The organism is Pseudoflavonifractor sp. 524-17 (genome assembly GCF_009935845.1).
Classification (GTDB): Bacteria; Bacillota; Clostridia; order Oscillospirales; family Oscillospiraceae; genus Pseudoflavonifractor_A.
In genome coordinates, this window is sequence record NZ_QWEK01000020.1 from 24,360 (window position 1) to 40,836 (window position 16,477).

General features: G+C 63.3%; 14 protein-coding genes and 1 tRNA gene. 13 read left to right on the top strand and 2 right to left on the bottom strand.

The features are described 5' to 3' along the window. The 8 genes from D1159_RS08870 (at nt 1) to D1159_RS08905 (ending at nt 10,987) form a co-directional block, all read left to right on the top strand. Nucleotides 1–657, top strand: coding sequence for an ABC transporter ATP-binding protein (locus D1159_RS08870; protein WP_161845313.1), 657 nt, complete (start codon nt 1–3; stop codon nt 655–657). Then, the gene (locus tag D1159_RS08875; RefSeq protein WP_161845314.1) at nt 654–3,020 is read left to right on the top strand and encodes an ABC transporter permease; all 2,367 of its coding nucleotides are present in this window, start codon (nt 654–656) and stop codon (nt 3,018–3,020) included. Before D1159_RS08870 ends, D1159_RS08875 begins: the two co-directional genes overlap by 4 nt. Nucleotides 3,021–3,247: 227 nt before the next feature. Then, nucleotides 3,248–4,234: a LacI family DNA-binding transcriptional regulator gene (locus tag D1159_RS08880; protein ID WP_161845315.1), complete on the top strand. Its 987-nt coding sequence runs from the start codon at nt 3,248–3,250 to the stop codon at nt 4,232–4,234. A 134-nt stretch (nt 4,235–4,368) separates the two neighbouring features. Continuing rightward, nucleotides 4,369–6,099, top strand: a complete 1,731-nt coding sequence (locus D1159_RS08885; protein ID WP_161845316.1) for an adenine deaminase C-terminal domain-containing protein — start codon at nt 4,369–4,371, stop codon at nt 6,097–6,099. 36 nt (nt 6,100–6,135) lie between these two features. Next, entirely contained in the window at nt 6,136–7,659 is a 1,524-nt protein-coding gene (locus D1159_RS08890) for an ABC transporter ATP-binding protein (protein ID WP_161845317.1), read from the top strand. Between the two features lie 76 nt (nt 7,660–7,735). Then, entirely contained in the window at nt 7,736–8,776 is a 1,041-nt protein-coding gene (locus tag D1159_RS08895) for a BMP family protein (protein ID WP_161845318.1), read from the top strand. Nucleotides 8,777–8,884: 108 nt separating this feature from the next. After that, nucleotides 8,885–10,045, top strand: coding sequence for an ABC transporter permease (locus tag D1159_RS08900; RefSeq protein ID WP_161845319.1), 1,161 nt, complete (start codon nt 8,885–8,887; stop codon nt 10,043–10,045). Between the two features lie 12 nt (nt 10,046–10,057). Further along, the gene (locus D1159_RS08905) at nt 10,058–10,987 is read left to right on the top strand and encodes an ABC transporter permease (protein WP_161845320.1); all 930 of its coding nucleotides are present in this window, start codon (nt 10,058–10,060) and stop codon (nt 10,985–10,987) included. A gap of 83 nt (nt 10,988–11,070) precedes the next feature. Here D1159_RS08905 and cysK read toward each other — a convergent pair whose 3' ends face one another. After that, entirely contained in the window at nt 11,071–12,003 is a 933-nt protein-coding gene (gene cysK, locus D1159_RS08910) for a cysteine synthase A (protein WP_161845321.1), read from the bottom strand. Between the two features lie 175 nt (nt 12,004–12,178). Here cysK and D1159_RS08915 point away from each other — a divergent pair, with 175 nt between their 5' ends. Beyond that, entirely contained in the window at nt 12,179–12,613 is a 435-nt protein-coding gene (locus D1159_RS08915; protein WP_161845322.1) for an Rrf2 family transcriptional regulator, read from the top strand. A gap of 121 nt (nt 12,614–12,734) precedes the next feature. On the opposite strand, the gene D1159_RS08920 is transcribed toward D1159_RS08915, so the two are convergent. Continuing rightward, nucleotides 12,735–12,819 (bottom strand) — tRNA-Leu (locus D1159_RS08920). Nucleotides 12,820–13,007: 188 nt separating this feature from the next. Here D1159_RS08920 and lspA point away from each other — a divergent pair. Genes lspA through D1159_RS08940 form a run of 4 tightly spaced genes read left to right on the top strand, consistent with a single transcriptional unit; the run spans nt 13,008 to nt 16,461 of the window. Then, nucleotides 13,008–13,493 carry a signal peptidase II gene (gene lspA / locus D1159_RS08925; protein ID WP_161845323.1) on the top strand — a complete coding sequence of 162 codons (486 nt, stop codon included), beginning with the start codon at nt 13,008–13,010 and terminating at the stop codon, nt 13,491–13,493. Continuing rightward, complete coding sequence (locus tag D1159_RS08930) at nt 13,468–14,373, top strand: RluA family pseudouridine synthase (protein WP_161845324.1); 906 nt, start codon at nt 13,468–13,470, stop codon at nt 14,371–14,373. The genes lspA and D1159_RS08930 overlap by 26 nt, the downstream gene beginning before the upstream one ends. Before the next feature lie 52 nt (nt 14,374–14,425). Continuing rightward, entirely contained in the window at nt 14,426–15,277 is an 852-nt protein-coding gene (locus tag D1159_RS08935; protein WP_161845325.1) for an HAD family hydrolase, read from the top strand. Continuing rightward, the gene (locus D1159_RS08940) at nt 15,277–16,461 is read left to right on the top strand and encodes a DEAD/DEAH box helicase (RefSeq protein WP_161845369.1); all 1,185 of its coding nucleotides are present in this window, start codon (nt 15,277–15,279) and stop codon (nt 16,459–16,461) included. Before D1159_RS08935 ends, D1159_RS08940 begins: the two co-directional genes overlap by 1 nt. Nucleotides 16,462–16,477: the final 16 nt, after the last annotated feature.

Sequence of the window (16,477 nt, forward strand, 5' to 3'; positions counted from 1 at the left end):
ATGGAACAGCGTCAGCCAATCGTCACCCTGGACCGGGCGGAGAAGCGGTACCGCGGGGGCCCAACGGTGCTGGGCCCCCTCTCTCTGGAGGTATATGCCGGTGAGATTCTGGGCATCCGCGGCCCCAACGGTGCGGGGAAGAGCACTCTGCTCAAGCTCCTGGCCGGGGTGCTCCGGCCGGACGGCGGGACCTGCCGCTACGGGGCGGACCTGGACCGGCAGGTGGGCTACGTCCCCCAGGAGGTGGCTCTGTACGACTCCCTCACCGGTCTGGAAAACCTCCGTTTCTGGGGCCGGGTGTACGGTCTCCCCCGGAAGGCCATCGCCGCCCGCAGCCGCTGGCTGTTAGAGCGGCTGGACCTTACCGCCAAGGCCAAAGCGCCGGTATCCGCCTACTCCGGCGGGATGCGCCGCCGGCTCCATCTGGCCACCGCCCTGATGATCACTCCCCGGCTGCTCCTGCTGGATGAGCCCACCGTGGGGGCGGACGCCCCCTCGGCGGAGCTGATTCTGGGCATCCTCACCCACCTGCGGGAGCGGGGCTGCGGCGTGGTCTTCATCAGCCACCAGCACGGCGAGCTGGAGCGGGTGAGCACCCGCATCCTCACCCTGGAAAAGGGGGTTATCTCGCAGTCAGAGGGGGACGCCGCGCCATGAGAGGGTTAAAGGCCGCACTTGGGAAGGATCTCCGCCTGTTCCGCAGCGGCACGGGGCTTATCGCTCTCCTTCTGCCAGCCCTGCTCCTGCTGGCCCTTCGGGCCGGCATGGCCTCCACCCCCCGGCAGGCCTATGTGGAGCCCTTCCCCATCGCCGTCCGGGATGAGGATCAAACCGTCATGTCCCGCTCGCTGATCGGTCAGATTGGCCGTGTGGAGCTCTTCTCCCAGGTAGTGCTTGCGCTGCCTGGCCAGTCAGACGCTGACCTTCTCCGGCAGGGGGCCGCCGCAGTGGTCACCATTCCCAAGGATTTTTTCTATACCATGTACACCATGGACAACCAGGCCGTCTCTGTCACCCTCAACCGCTCCATGCCTCTGGAGGCGGCTCTCTTTCAATCGGTCATCTCCTCCGTCACGGATATCATCGCCGCGGACCAGACGGCGGGCCGGGCGGTCTATGAATTCTGCTACGGCGGCCTTACCCCCGAGCGCTCCGCCCAGCTCTGGCGGGAGACCTCCCGGCATCTGCTGGAGGACGCCCTGGGCCGGCAGCAGGTCTTTGACGCCGCCGTCCAGACCGCTGATGTCCAGCAGACCCTGGAGCGGAATTTCTTTGTCTGCGCCCTGTCCGCCCTGTGCCTTTTCTTCCCTCTCTGCGCGGTGAAGACCCTGCCGGAGGAGCTGGCCATGGGGATTCTCCCCCGGTATCTGGCGGCGGGGGGCCGGGCGGCCGCCTTCTTCTTTTCCAAATTTCTCACCGCCCTGCTGCTCACCACTCCCGCCCTTCTCCTTCTGGTGGCTGTCTTTCAGCCGGGGGACTGGCGCGGGGTGCTGCTTCTCTCCTTTCTTCTCTTCTGCGGGGCCTTCGGCCTGCTCCTGTGTGTGGCGGCCTGGTCGCCGGACAGCGCCGCGGCCCAGCGCCGGGGCAATCTGATCCTCCTGCTCTCCCTGCTCTCCGGCGGCGCGCTGTACGCCAGGGAGCTGCTCCCCCTCCCGGTCCAGACTCTGGGCCGGCTCACCTTGCCCTACTACGCCCGGCAGGGGCTGGAGGCGCTGTCCCGCCAGGAGGGCGTCTTCGTCCCCTGTCTGTCTGTCCTCTGGCCCTTCCTGGCCCTGGGGGGCGGATGTGCCCTGCTGTCGCTCCCCGGTCTGGTCCACCATGGCCGGCGCCGCACCGGCGGCGTCCCCGCCCTTTCCTCCGCCGCACCGGAGCAGCCCGGCGCCCAGCCCTACCTCCCCCGGTCCGGCCGGCTGTTCTCTCTAGCCGTCCTCAAGGTCCGTTCCATGGCCGGCGGCTGGCTGGGCCTGCTGGTCACGCTGGGCGCGGCGGCTCTGTGCGGGGCTCTGGCGGCTTACGCCGTTCAGGTCCGCCCCACCGCTCTCACCTTGGCGGCGGTGGTGGAGGACGCCCATCCGCTGGCCCAGGAGCTGACAGACCGCCTTGCCGCCCAGGAGGGGGTCTGTCTCCAGGTGGTCTCCGCCGGACAGGGCCGGCGTCTCCTCGCCTCCGGCGGGGCAGAGGGAGTGCTCACGATAGGCCCCGGCTACGGCGCCGATCTGGAGGCGGGCCGTCTCCCCACGCTCACCTATAACAGCGCCGCCTCCTCCGCCTCGGCCCAGGCCGCCCGGGAGCTCATCGCCGGCCAGACCGCCGCCCAGCGGGCCCGGCTGCGGGGCCTGCGGGACGCGGAGGCCCGTCTGAACCGCCCTCTCTCCGATCAAGAGGCGCGCACTCTCTACGACAGCATGGCCCAGGCACAGGAGGCCCTCCCCCCGCTGTGCCGCTTCACCGCCCTGGGGGGCGCTGCACCGGCGGACCCCTTCGCCCCCAGCCCCTTGGGGTTCACCACTCTGGCGGCTATGTTCACCCTGCTCACCTGGGCGGCGTGGACCGGCCGCACCGACGCCCGCCGGGTGGAGCGCCGGGTGTGCGCCCTGCCTGGCGGACGGCTGCTCTCCTACGGCAGCGACTTTCTGGCTCTGCTGCTGGTGGGACTGCTGATCTCCGCCGCCGCCTTTCTGCCTGGCGGTCCCCCCGCCCCTCTGGAGCTGGCCGCCCTGCTGCTCTATTTATGTACTCTGTCCGCCTTTGCCCTGGCTCTCACCCGCTTTTCCGCCCTCAGCGGCCGGATTGACGCTCTGGCTCCCTTTGCGGCGCTGATCACCTGCCTGGCGGGGGGCTGCTTTGGGGATCTGGGACAGTTTTCCCCCTTTCTGCGCCGCCTGTCCCTGTGTACGCCCCAGGGTCTCGCCCTGCGGCTCAGTCAGGGCTGGCGTCCCGCCGCTCTGATCCTCCCCGCCGCCGCCCTGCTCCTCCTCCTTCTCGGCGCGCCGCCCCGGGAGGGAACCCGCGAGCCGTAACCTCAAGCCATTTCCCGGGCGGCAGAAGCGCCCGGGAAATTTTTCTCCTGCCGTCCGCGACAAAATTTTTCTCTCTTTTCTGTATATAATATCTAAAATTACAGGGACAATTCAAAAAACGCTTGCATACTTTTTTTCTGTGTGCTATAGTATCGCCATGAAGTAAAACGTATAACTAACGCAAGATTATACTCTGTTAAACGTATCATTCTTATCAGGTGATCACTATGGCTACCATTAAGGATATCGCCCAGCACGCGGGCGTCAGCGTCTGTACCGTCTCCCGATATCTCAACCACAAGATCACCGTCCGGCGGGACACCCAGGAGCGGCTGGAACACGCCATAGAGGAATTGGGCTACGTCCCCAACGTAGTGGCCCAGTCACTCAAGCGCAACAGCACCTCCAACATCGCGGTTATCGTCCCCCGCATCAACACCTCTTATTATTCCGACATGACCGGCGGCATCAGTTGGGAGCTGGCCAAGCACGGCTATCACCTCTTCATTTTCGAAAAGGACCATTTGCAGAAGAGCGAGCTGGAAATTTTGCAGATGATGCGGGAAAATATGGCCGCCGGGGTCATCTTTATCGGGATGTCCTATGACCTGGCCTTCAAGGATACTTTAAAGTACTTAGTGGATTGGGGCATCCCCGTGGTCTATGTCAACCGCCTCATTCCGTACACCCATTACCCTCTGCTCTACCCCGACTTTCTCAAGGTGGGGGAGCTGGCCGCCGGCCATCTCATCCAGCGGGGCAAGCGCCGTCTGGCCCTGGTGCGCAAGGGGGACAGCGGGGACGACCCCATGGTGCAGCACGCGGCCTCTTTCCGCACGGCCACTCTGGCCGCCGGCCTGCCGGAGCCGGTGATTCTGGACACCAGCCCCGGCCTGGTCACCTCTCCCAGCTGTCTGGACGCGCTCATCGACGGCGGCATTGACGGGGTCTTCGCCCTCAACGAGCTCATCGCCGCCGGCCTGGTGAAGTGCCTGTCCCAGCGGGGGGTGCGCATCCCCCAGGACATTGCCGTGCTGGGCTTCGGAAACTCCATCGTGGGGGAGATCACCACCCCGGAGCTGTCCTGTGTAGACCTTCAGAACTACGAATTGGGCATCCACAGCGCCCAGCTTATCATCCGCCAGATTGACGGCCTGCCCATCGACCCGGTAACGGTGCTGGAGCCCTCCATCGTCCAGCGCACCTCCACCTGACCCGGTATTTTTCAAGGACAAACAGACGAACCGCCGCTGTTCGTCTTTTGTTATAAAAGTTAAACGTATAACTAAAGCGTAAAAACCTGTCCCTGGACAGGTTCCACGAGATAGACGGAAAGGAACGATTCACCATGTCTCACAGTGTCTCTCAGCTCCAGCAGGTCCACGACATCTTTGACATTGTCCACGGCGAAAAAGAGGCTGACCTCCTCCTCAAGAACCTCAACATTTTGGATGTCCACGGCGAGACGGTCTACGCCGGCTCTCTGCTCATCTACAACGGCCGCATCGTGGCCCTCTCACCCGACGAGGACAAGATCAAGGTGAAGGAGGTCTTTGACGGCCAGGGCCTGTACGCCATTCCCGGCCTCATCGACGCCCACATCCACTTCGAGTCCCAGCTGGCCCACCCCACCGCCCTGGGGGAGGCCATGGTCCCCAACGGCACCACCACCATCTTTGCCGAGTGCCTGGATCTCATCGGCTCCGCCGGCGCGGACGGCCTGGAGGCCTTTAAGCTCCTCTTCAAGGACTATGAGAAGCTGCCCTACCGGGTGTACGCCTTTGCCCCCGGCAAGAAGGTCCCCGCCGCCATTACCGAGGAGATTCTGAAGCTGGACCCGGTCATCGGCCTGGGCGAGTTTGAGCACTTCTCCTACTCCAGCGGCAATGAGGACGACTTCAAGAAGGCGGCCTGGCTGCGGGAGCGGGGCGGCTTTATGAACTCCCACTGGGGCGTCACCACTCTCAGCGACATGGAGCTGAACTATCTCCCCGCCATCGGCTCCACCAACAACCACGACGTCTGGAACGTCAATGATATGGAGAAGAGCATCCGCTACGGCTACGCCACCCAGATCAAGTTCGGCGTGGGCAGCAGCGAAGTGATTAAAACCCTTCTCCGGGCCATTGTGGACCGGAAATTCCCCACCGACAATTTCTGCCTGTGCTCCGACAACATCTCCATCGACCGCCTGACCAAGCTGGGCCATATGGACTGGATCATCTCCCTGTGCGTGGAGATGGGCATCCCCCCCATCAAGGCCATTAAGATGGCCTCCTACAACACCGCCAAGTACTTCCGCATGGACGACCAGTTCGGATCCCTCACCCCCGGCCGCTTCGCGGACATCGTCCTCACCGACAGCCTTTCTGTCATTGAGCCCAAGTACGTCTTTAAGAGCGGCAAGCTCATCGCCCAGGACCGCAAGCTGCTCACCCACACGGAGATCGGCTACGACGGCATGGTCACCAAGGGCGTGCCCGGCCTGAATGACCTCACCGCCGACCAGCTGGACATCCAGCCCATTGAGATCTCCGCCGACGGCAAGCAGGCCAAGGTCCTCCTCTTCGACGTGTACGGCCGGGGCCACGCCAAGTTCTACCAGGAGGTCTGGGTGCCCTATGCAGAGGGCAAGGTAATCCCCGAGCTGGACGGTCAAAAACTCTCCCGCATCTCCGTGCTCAAGCGCTATCCCGCCGCCGGAGAGGCCCGCCACATTGTCAACGGCCTGTTTAAGGGCGTGTATGTGGACCGGGGGGCGGTTTCCACCTCCTTCCCCGCCCCCACGCCCTACATGGTGGTGGTGGGTCAGGACAGCCAGGAGATGTGCGCCTGCCTGAAGGCGGTGGACCAGTACTCCGGCGCCTGCATCGTCACCGAGGACCAGAAGCCCTCCGCCGTCTTCCCCATTGAGATCTACGGCATGATGGCCAATCTGCCGGTAGACGAGCTGCGGGCCGCCTCTCAGAAGATCGACGACGCGCTGGAGGCTCTGGGCAACCACAACGAGGGGGAGCCTGTCACAAACAAGCTGCTCAGCCTGTTCATCTCCCTGCACCGCTTCCGTTTTATGGAGTAATCCGGCCCCGCCCGCGCAGGATAGGAGAAAGCTGTTATGAACGATTATATCAGAATGGAGCATATCACCAAGCGCTTTCCCGGCGTCACCGCCAGCGCCGACGTATCCATTGGCTTTGCCAAGGGGGAGATTCACGCGCTGCTGGGCGAAAACGGCGCGGGAAAGTCCACTTTGATGAATATGCTCTACGGCCTGCTCAAGCCGGACGAGGGCGTCATCACCATTGACGGCGCTCCCGTACGCATCAGCGGCCCCCAGGACGCCATTGCCCACGGCATCGGCATGGTCCACCAGCACTTCATGCTCATCCCCAAGTTCACCGTAATGGAAAACGTGATTTTGGGCGCCAAGCTGGAGCGGGAACCCCTTCTGGACACCCGCTCCGCCCGGCAGAAGATTCTGGACCTGTCCCAGCGCACCGGCCTGAAGGTGGACCCGGACGCCCGCATTCACGACCTGAGCGTGGGCGACCAGCAGCGGGTGGAGATCATCAAGGTGCTCTATAAGGGGGTCAACGTCCTCATTATGGATGAGCCTACCGCGGTACTTACTCCCCAGGAAACCGACGAGCTCTTCGCCGTACTGCGCAACTGGATCAAGGACGGCAACACGGTGATCTTCATCACCCACAAGATGCGTGAGGTGCTGGAGTTCTGCGACCGGGTCAGCGTCCTGCGGGACGGCCACTTTATCGAGACCGCCCAGGTCAGCGACATCGACGAGGAGCGCCTGGCCCGCATGATGGTGGGCCGGGACGTGGAGCTCCAGCTCCAGAAGCCCCCCGCCAAGGCGGGGGCCACCGTACTGGAGGTGGACGGCCTCACCGTCCGGGCCGACGGCGGCATCCCTGCCGTGGACAACGTCAGCTTCACCGTCCGGGCCGGCGAGACCGTGGGGATTGCCGGCGTAGACGGCAACGGCCAGCTGGAGCTGATTGAGGCCATTATGGGCCTCACCCCCGCAGCCTCCGGGGATATCCGCTTCAAGGGCAGCTCCATCGCCCACAGCACCCCCAAGGAGATTTTGGAGCAGGGCGTGTCCAACATCCCCTTCTCCCGCCAGACCGAGGGCCTGGTGCTCAACTTCTCCGTCCGGGACAACTTTATTCTCAAGGAGCGCTGGCACAAACCCTACGCCAAGCACGGCTTCCTTCAAAACAAGGTTATCGACAGCACTGTGCGCAAAATGATCCAGGACTACTCCATCAAGGCCAACGGCCCGGAGACCCGGGCGGGCAATATGTCCGGCGGCAACCAGCAGAAGATCGTGGCCAGCCGGGAGATTGAGCGGCCTCACGACCTGCTCATCGCCTGCCACCCCACCCACGGCCTGGACATCGGCGCCATTGAGTTCATCCATAAGCGTATCCTTCAGGAGCGCGCCGACGGCAAGGCCGTCCTGTTGGTGTCCACCGAGATGGACGAGCTGCTGGCCCTGTCGGACCGGATTCTGGTCCTCTTCAAGGGTCAGATCATGGGCGAGGCCCCCGCCACCGCCAAGGCGGTGCAGCAGATTGGCCTTATGATGCTGGGCAAGAGCGCCGCGGACGCCCCCGCCTGAACCGCCTGTGTCCCCGCTGCCTGCGCCAGCGGAATCATCAGAAGACATAATTTCTATTTGGAGAAAGGTGAATGTTATGAAAAAGAGAATTGCGGCTTTGACTCTTGCAGCGGCTATGACCCTCGGCCTCACCGCCTGCGGCGGCGGAGGCGGCTCCCAGCCCAGCAGCGCCCCCAGCGGCGCCGGTGGATCCGACGGCCAGGGCGGCGGTGACGGCGTCTCCGCGGCCATTCTGCTCCCCGGCACCATCAACGACGCCGGCTGGTCCGCCGCCGGCTACAACGGCCTGATGCAGGCCAAGGACGAGTACGGCCTGGCCGCCGCCGACTACTCCGAGTCCGTCCCCCTGGCGGAGCAGGAGAGCACCATCCGCGACTACGCCAGCCGGGGCTATAACCTGATCATCGGCCACGGCAACGACTTCCTGGATGCCATCAAGAGCGTCTCCGCCGAGTTTCCCGACACCGCTTTCGCCGTCACTAACTCCGTGGTAGAGGGCTATGACAACGTAGTGGGCATCGACGTAAAGAACGAGGAGCAGGGCTATGTGGCCGGTTACGCCCTGGGCCTGCTGACGCAGAGCAACAAGGTGGGCTTTGTGGGCTCCACTGAGGGTCTGGCCCAGAAGCGGGTGGAAAACGGCTTTGTCCAGGGTCTGGCCGCCTCCAATCCCAGCGCCCAGCCCGTCATCACCTATGTGGGCTCCATGGACGACTCCGCCAAGGCCAAGGAGCAGGCCAACGCCCTGTTTGACGAGGGCGTGGACTGTATCTTCCAGTACGCCCAGGGCGCCGGCATCGGCGTGGTCCAGGCCGCCGAGGAGAGCGGCAAGACCATTGTAGTCACCAGCCCCAGCCAGCAGGAGATGGCCCCCAACACCGCCGCCATGTATGTCCAGACTGACACCAAGCAGCAGATCGTCAGCGCCGTCAAAGCCTATACCGAGGGCAACTTCAACAGCAGCCTGAAGATTGAGGGCACCTTTGCCTCCGGTCTGTTCAAGGTGGGCGGCTACAGCGACAGCCTCATGTCCGCTGACGTCCAGAGCCAGGTCCAGAAGGTTGTGGACGACCTGACCAGCGGCGCCATTCAGCTGGAAGTCACCGCCGCCAGCTAACCCCGAACCTTCCGCCTGCGGGAATGGGACCCCCGGCGGCCCCATTCCCGCCCTAGGCCGCGTTTGAAAAGGCCTAGAACCGTATTCATACTGCCAGGAGGAAGCGCCATGCCTGCCAAACCAGAAGCCTCGACAAAGCCGGAAGCGTCGGCCAACTACGACCGCCTTGACCAGCTGGTCCGCCGGTTTGAAAAGCTGTTCAATATTCTCATTCCCGTTGTCGCCATTGCGGTCTCTCTGCTCATCGGCAGCATTATCATCCTTGCCCAGGGCGCCTCCCCGCTGGAGGCCTACGCCGCCCTTCTCTCAGGCGCCTTTGGCAACGCCTATAATCTGTCCAACAGCCTGGTGATGGCCACGCCTCTCATTCTCACCGGACTGGGCATCGCCCTGGCCGCCCGCTGCGGCGTCATCAACCTGGGCGGCGAAGGCCAAATCATCATGGGCGGCATTTTCGCCACGTTTGTGGGTACGCTGCCTGCCATGCAGGGCCTGCCTGCCCCGCTCTATATCCCTGTCTGCCTGCTGGCCGCTTTCCTGGGCGGCGCCCTGTGGGCCATTGTCCCCGGCTACTTTTTCGCCCGGCACGGGGTCAACTTCATGATTACCACCATGCTCCTCAACGACATCGCCAGCGGCATCATCACCGCCCTGGTCCAGGGTCCCATGAAGGAGCCGGACAAGTTCGCCCCCCAGTCCGCCCAGGTGGCGCTGTCCGCCCGTCTGCCCATCCTGCTGCCCAAGACGCGGCTCCACGCGGGCTTTCTCATCGCCCTGATTCTTGCGGTACTGGCCTATGTAATTCTATTCAAGACCTCCTTTGGCCACGACCTGCGTACTTTGGGTGAAAACCCCACCGCTGCCCGCCACTCCGGCATCCACGTCTTTACCATGCAGATGGTCATCGTCATCGTGGCCGGCGGTCTGGCCGGAATGGCCGGCTCTGCGGAGATTCTGGGCTCCCAGTACCGCCTGCGCTCCGGCTTCCTGTCCAACTATGGCTATGAGGCCCTGGCCGTGGCCATGCTGGGGCAGAAGCACCCCTTCGGCGTGGTCATCGCCGGCATTCTTTTTGGCGCGCTGAAGGCCGGCCGGGGCACCATGTCCCGGGCTGCGGACCTGCCTACCAGCTTCAGCATGGTGCTCAGCGGTGTTATCATTTTCTTTGTGGCCATCAGCCCCGTTTTGATGAAGCTGCCCCGCTATCTGGCCATCCGCGAGATGAATCGAAAGAACCGCCAGGACAGCACCCTGTCCAACGCGGCCTAAGGAGGGTGGACAATGGATTTTCTCGCTATTTTCAATCAGGATTTCTTCTATACCGCCATCCGTATGGCCGCCCCCATCATCCTGGCCGCCGTGGGCGAGGTCATGCTGGAGCGGGCCGGCATCTTCAATCTGGGCATTGAGGGCGGCATCCTCTTCGGCGCGTTTCTGGGCGTGCTGGGCTCCTACCTGTTCCAGACGCCCTGGATGGGCTTAGTGCTGGCCATTTTGGGCGGTGTGGTGCTGGGCTTTGTCTTCGGCTGGGCCACCATCAGCCTGGGGGCCAATCAGGCTGTCACCGGCACCGGCATCAATATCCTCTTTCTGGGCCTGACCTCTCTGCTGGCCCGGATGATCTGGGGTGTGCGGGACGTGCCTCTCACTGTCCCCGCTTTCCAGGACATCTCCATTCCCCTGCTCAGCGATATTCCGGTTCTCGGCCCTGTCTTCTTCCGGCACAGCCTGCTGGTCTACGTGTCCTATCTGATGGTTCTCGTCGCCTCGTTTGTCCTCTACAAGACCACCTGGGGCCTGAAAATCCGGGCCATCGGCGAGTATCCCAAGGCCGCGGACACCATGGGCATCCACGTCATCGCCTGGAAGTACGGCATGTCCGTCTTTGGCAACGTGTGCGCCTGCGTCTCCGGCGTCATCCTGTCCATCTGCTTCATGAACTGCTTTGTGGACAACATCTCCGCCGGCCGGGGTTATATGGCGGTGGCCTGCGTCATTCTGGGCCAGTGGAGTCCCGTGGGCGCTCTGCTGGGCGGTCTTATCTTCGGCGCCGGCAACGCCCTGCAAATGCGCCTGCAAATCTACAACGTCCCCATCCCCACCAGCATCCTCCTGGTCATCCCCATGGTGCTGGCGCTGGTTATGGTTCTGCTGGTGCGGGGCAAGGCCTCCGCCCGTCCGGCGGCTCTGTCCAAGCCTTACGAAAAATGACCGTTCCCCTCCCCATGTTTTCCCATCACCTCACCATAAAAATTAAGGGGCGTACCGCCGGCCAGCGGTACGCCCCTTAATTTTTATTCTCCAAACAGCGCTGTGGACAGATACCGCTCCCCGGTATCCGGCAGGAGCACCACGATATTTTTCCCCCGGTTCTCCTCCCGTTTTGCAGCCCGCGCTGCCGCCCACAAGGCCGCGCCGGAGGAGATCCCTGCCAGAACCCCCTCTGTCCTGGCCAGCTTTCTCCCCATAGCCAGGGCGTCCTCCCCCTCCACGGTGACAATCTCATCGTAAATTTCAGTATCCAGCACACCGGGAACAAACCCGGCGCCGATCCCCTGGATGGGGTGGCCGCCGGCCCGCCCGCCGCTGAGCACCGGGGAGGCCGCCGGCTCCACCGCCACGATCTTCACCTGGGGGTTCCGGCTCTTGAGGTACCGCCCCACCCCTGTAATCGTGCCCCCAGTACCCACGCCGGCCACAAAGATATCCACCGCCCCGCCGGTGTCCGCCCAGATCTCCGGTCCGGTGGTTTTCTCATGGGCGGCGGCGTTGGCGGGGTTGACGAACTGCCCCGGCACAAAACTGTTGGGAATGGTCCGGGCCAGCTCCTCCGCCTTGGCAATGGCGCCCACCATCCCCTTGGCTCCTTCTGTGAGCACTACCTCCGCGCCATAGGCCCCCATCAGCCTGCGCCGTTCTATGCTCATGGTCTCCGGCATAACGACAATCATCCGGTACCCCCGCACTGCCGCTACACAGGCCAGACCGATCCCCGTGTTCCCTGACGTGGGTTCGATGATCACCGCTCCGGGCTTGAGCAGCCCTCTGGCCTCGGCGTCGTCCACCATAGCCTTCGCCGCCCGGTCCTTCACGCTCCCGGCGGGGTTGAAGCACTCCAGCTTGGCCAGAATATGTCCTGCCAGTCCCTCGCTCCGCTCCAAGCGGGTCAGCTCCAGCAGGGGCGTCCTGCCTATCAGCTCCTCTACAGATGTATAGATCGCGTTCATGCTCTGTGCCTCCCTCCATAATACCAACTATTCAAGTAGGTTTATCTGGAATTATAGACCGCCCTGCGCCCTTTGTCAACCCTTCTTTTCCGTAAATTTCCTGTCTGTTTTTCTATACCTCTTGATTACCCACTAACCATTTTGTATAATGGGTTAGAAGAAAGGGGGGCTTCTCATGCTCGTATCCACAAAAGGCCGCTATGCCCTTCGGGTGATGATCGATCTGGCCCAGCGCCAGGACGGGGACTATATTCCCTTAAAGGAGATCGCCCAGCGGCAGGAGATCTCGGAAAAATATTTAGAGAGCATTATCAAGCTCCTGGTCCGGGCCAGACTGCTCACCGGCCTGCGGGGAAAGGGCGGCGGATACAAGCTCACCCAGTCTCCGGAGCAGTACACCGCGGGCCAGATTTTGCGGCTTACGGAAGAGTCCCTGGCCCCTGTGGCCTGTCTGGAGGAGCAGGCCGCCCCCTGCCCCCGCACCGCCCAGTGCCCCACCCGCGCCCTGTGGGAGGGCCTGGACCGGGTCATCCGGGACTACCTGGATCAAATCACCCTCGCCGATCTGGCCCGCCCAGAGGGCCCCGTCTCACCGCCTGCACCACAGTGAAACCGGCTTGTCCCTAACCGCGACCCCAGCGAAGCGGGTCACGGCTGGAAGCGAAGAAATTCCCTGCACAGCGCAGTTTTCGCCACAGGCGGAAACGCAGCGGTGCAGGGAATTTCTTCGCTGGTACGGGTAGTGGGGGTCGAACCCACACGGATTACTCCACAGGAACCTAAATCCTGCACGTCTGCCAATTCCGCCATACCCGCATTTTAAATTATTTTGATTATACCTCACCTGCCCCCATCTTGTAAATAACCGCAGCGGAATTTCTTATATTTATCAGCCTGCCGCTCTCTGGACGTTCTGGCATGTTTCAAGCAGACTCTAGTTGTTCCTGCGGGTGTTTCGTGGTAGAATGGTGTGGAATCTAATCTGACAAGTAGGAGAGTCTGCTATGCTCTACGTCCTTCTCGCCGGTCTGCTCATCGGGGCGGACCAGCTGGTCAAGTATCTGGTCCGCGCCCACATCCCCCTGGGGGAGTCCGTCCCCTTTCTGCCCCACATTATGAATCTGACCTATTGTCAGAACACCGGAGCGGCGTTCTCCCTGCTCTCCCGGCATACCTGGCTGCTCACTCTGGTCTCCCTGGCGGCCTCTGCCGTCCTCATCTTCCTTGTGGTGAAGGTCTTCCGCCATCCGGCGGCCCGGCTGATGCTGACGGTGGTGCTGGCCGGGGCGGTGGGCAATCTCATCGATCGCGTCCGCTTCCGCTTCGTCACGGATATGTTTCAGACCATCTTTATCCGCTTCGCCGTCTTCAACGTGGCGGACATCTGCGTGGTGCTGGGCGGGATTGCCTTCTGTGTCTACTATTTCTTTTTTCACGACAAGGTGACGGGAAAGGAGTCCGGCCATGACGCCTCTGCATCTGACCGCTGACCGGGCGGGGGAGCGGGCGGACCAGTTCCTCACCCGGTCTCTCCCCCAGCTCACCCGCTCCGCCGCCCAGCGCCTGCTGGAGGAGGGGGCTGTGTCCAAAGAGGGCGCGCCGGTGAAGAAAAACGCAAAGCTCTCCCCTGGGGACGTGCTCACCCTGGTCCTCCCCGACCCCGCCCCGGTGGACCTGGTCCCCCAGGAGATCCCTCTGGACGTGGTGTACGAGGACGGGGACGTCATCGTGGTCAACAAGCCGGCTGGCATGGTGGTCCACCCGGCGGCGGGCCACCCGGACGGCACGCTGGTCAACGCGCTGCTCTATCACTGCGGGGACAGCCTGTCCGGCATCAATGGGGCGCTGCGCCCCGGCATTGTCCACCGCATCGACCGGGACACCTCCGGCCTTATCATCGCCGCCAAAAACGACTTTGCCCACCTGGGCCTTTCCGCCCAGCTTCAGGATCACTCCCTGTGCCGGGTGTACGAGGCGGTGTGCGTCGGCGCCCCCCGGGAGGACTGCGGCACCATCAGCGCTCCCATCGGCCGGCACCACACCGACCGGAAAAAAATGGCGGTGGACCACCTGCGCGGCCGCCCCGCCGTCACCCACTGGACGGTGCTGGAGCGTCTGGACCGCCACGCCCATCTCCAGTGCCGGCTGGAGACCGGCCGCACCCACCAAATCCGGGTCCACATGGCCTCTTTCGGTCACCCCCTTTTGGGGGACGTGGTCTACGGCGCCAAGCGCCCCTATCCCGGCCTGGCCGGTCAGTGTCTCCACGCCCGGCGGCTGGCCTTCCGCCACCCCCGCACCGGGGAGCGGATGGAGCTGTCCTGTCCCCTCCCCCCCTGGTTTCAGGCGGTTCTGGACCGCCTGCACTGACGGCCTGTCCCCCTCCTCCGCCAAATAACATTCGCAAAGCAGGTGAGCAATTTTGGGTAAATTCAGCGGCGTCCTCCTGGTTTCTGACTTTGACGACACCCTCTACGGCTATGATATGACAGTCTCCCAGAAAAATGTGGACGCCATTCAGTCCTTTATCGACCAGGGCGGCTATTTTACGGTGGCCACCGGCCGGGCCCGGCCCGCCTTCGCCCCCTGCGCCAATCTGGCCCCCATCAACGCGCCGGTCATCCTGTCCAACGGGTCCGCCCTCTACGATTTCCGCGCCGGGGAGACCGTCTGCGAAACCTTTCTCCCGGACCGGGTGCTTCAGGATCTCATGGAGCTCACCTTCCTCGTCCCCCAGATCGGGTTTGAGGCGTACCACGGCGACGACATCTACCTCCACAACCCCAACGCAGTCACCCGGGCCCACCTGGACCGCATCGGCTCTGAGGGCGCCCAGCTGGCCATCCGGGACATCCCCCAGCCGCTGTCCAAGGTGCTCATCGAGCACACCCAGCGCGCTGTTTTGGACCAGGCCCGGCAGTATATTCTCTCCCGCTGGGGGGAGCACTATGAGGCCATTTTCTCCAACCAGGTCCTGCTGGAACTCACCCGCAAGGGCAGCAGCAAGGGGGGCATGGTGCTGGAGCTGGCCCGCCGCCTGGGGGTTTCCCGAGAACACATCTACTGCGTGGGGGACAATGAGAACGACATCCCCATGCTGGCTGTCTCTGCCGTCCCCTTCGCCCCGGCCAACAGCGCCCCGGCGGTGAAGGAGTGGGGCGCCGTCATGGTGGGCTCCTGCGACGACAGCTGCATCGCGGAGATCATCCACATTCTGGCCCGCCGCTACGGCCCGGCCGGATCCGAATCATCGGAAAGGAACAAAGTACAATGATAGAAATTAACGGCGAGCAGATCCGCTGCCAATCCGACTACGCCGGCCTGGGCCTCTCAGAGGGGATTCTCCGGGCCATTGACAAAAAGGGCTACACCCAGGCCACCCCCGTCCAGGCGGCGGCCATCCCCTTCTTTATGGAGTGGAAGGACGTCATCGCCAAGGCCCCCACCGGCACCGGCAAGACCTTTGCTTTCGGCATCCCCATGGTGGAGCACATCGATCCCGCCTCCTCCAACGTGCAGTGCCTCATTTTGGCTCCCACCCGGGAGCTGGCCCTCCAGATCCAGGAGGAGCTGCGGGACCTGTGCGCCTTTAAAGAGGGGGTGCGGGTGGTCTGCCTCTACGGGGGACAGCCCATTGACAAGCAGATCACCCAGCTGAAAAAACGGCCCCAGATTGTGGTGGCCACCCCCGGCCGGCTCATGGACCACATGAAGCGGCGCACCGTCCGGCTGGACAAGGTGGCCACCGTAGTGCTGGACGAGGCCGATCGGATGCTGGACATGGGCTTTGTCCGGGACGTCACCCGCATTCTGGACCAGATCAAGCACCGCAAGAATATGGGCATGTTCTCCGCCACCATCTCCCGGGAGGTGATGGACATCTCCTGGGTGTACCAGCGGGACCCGGTGGAGATCACCGTCCGTCCGGTGGAGGAGTCCAAGCCGGACATCCAGCAGTACCGCATCGACCTGGACGGCCGCACCCAGAAGCTGGACACCCTGTGCGCGCTCATCACCCACGGGGAATACGAGCGTGCCATCGCCTTCTGCAACACCAAAAATATGGCCGACCGGCTGGCCGGCCTTATGGCCATGCGGGGCATCTCCTGTCAGGCCATCCACGGCGATATTCAGCAGCGCATCCGGGAAAAGACCCTGGAAAAGTTCAAAAAGGGGGCGGTGCGGGTGCTGGTGGCCACCGACGTGGCCGCCCGGGGCCTGGACATCGACGACGTGGACGCCGTCTTTAACTACGACGTCCCCGACGAGCTGGAGAACTACACCCACCGCATCGGCCGCACCGGCCGGGCCAAGCGCCACGGCGTGGCTTACACCTTCGTGGCCAACATCACCGAGGGCATCCGCATGGATGACATCATCCGCAACACCAAGGCGGACATCCAGTGCCTGAAATACGACGCCGGCGGCTGCCTTCTCCCCATTGAGGAGATCCAGTAATTTCCTCCAAAGCCTG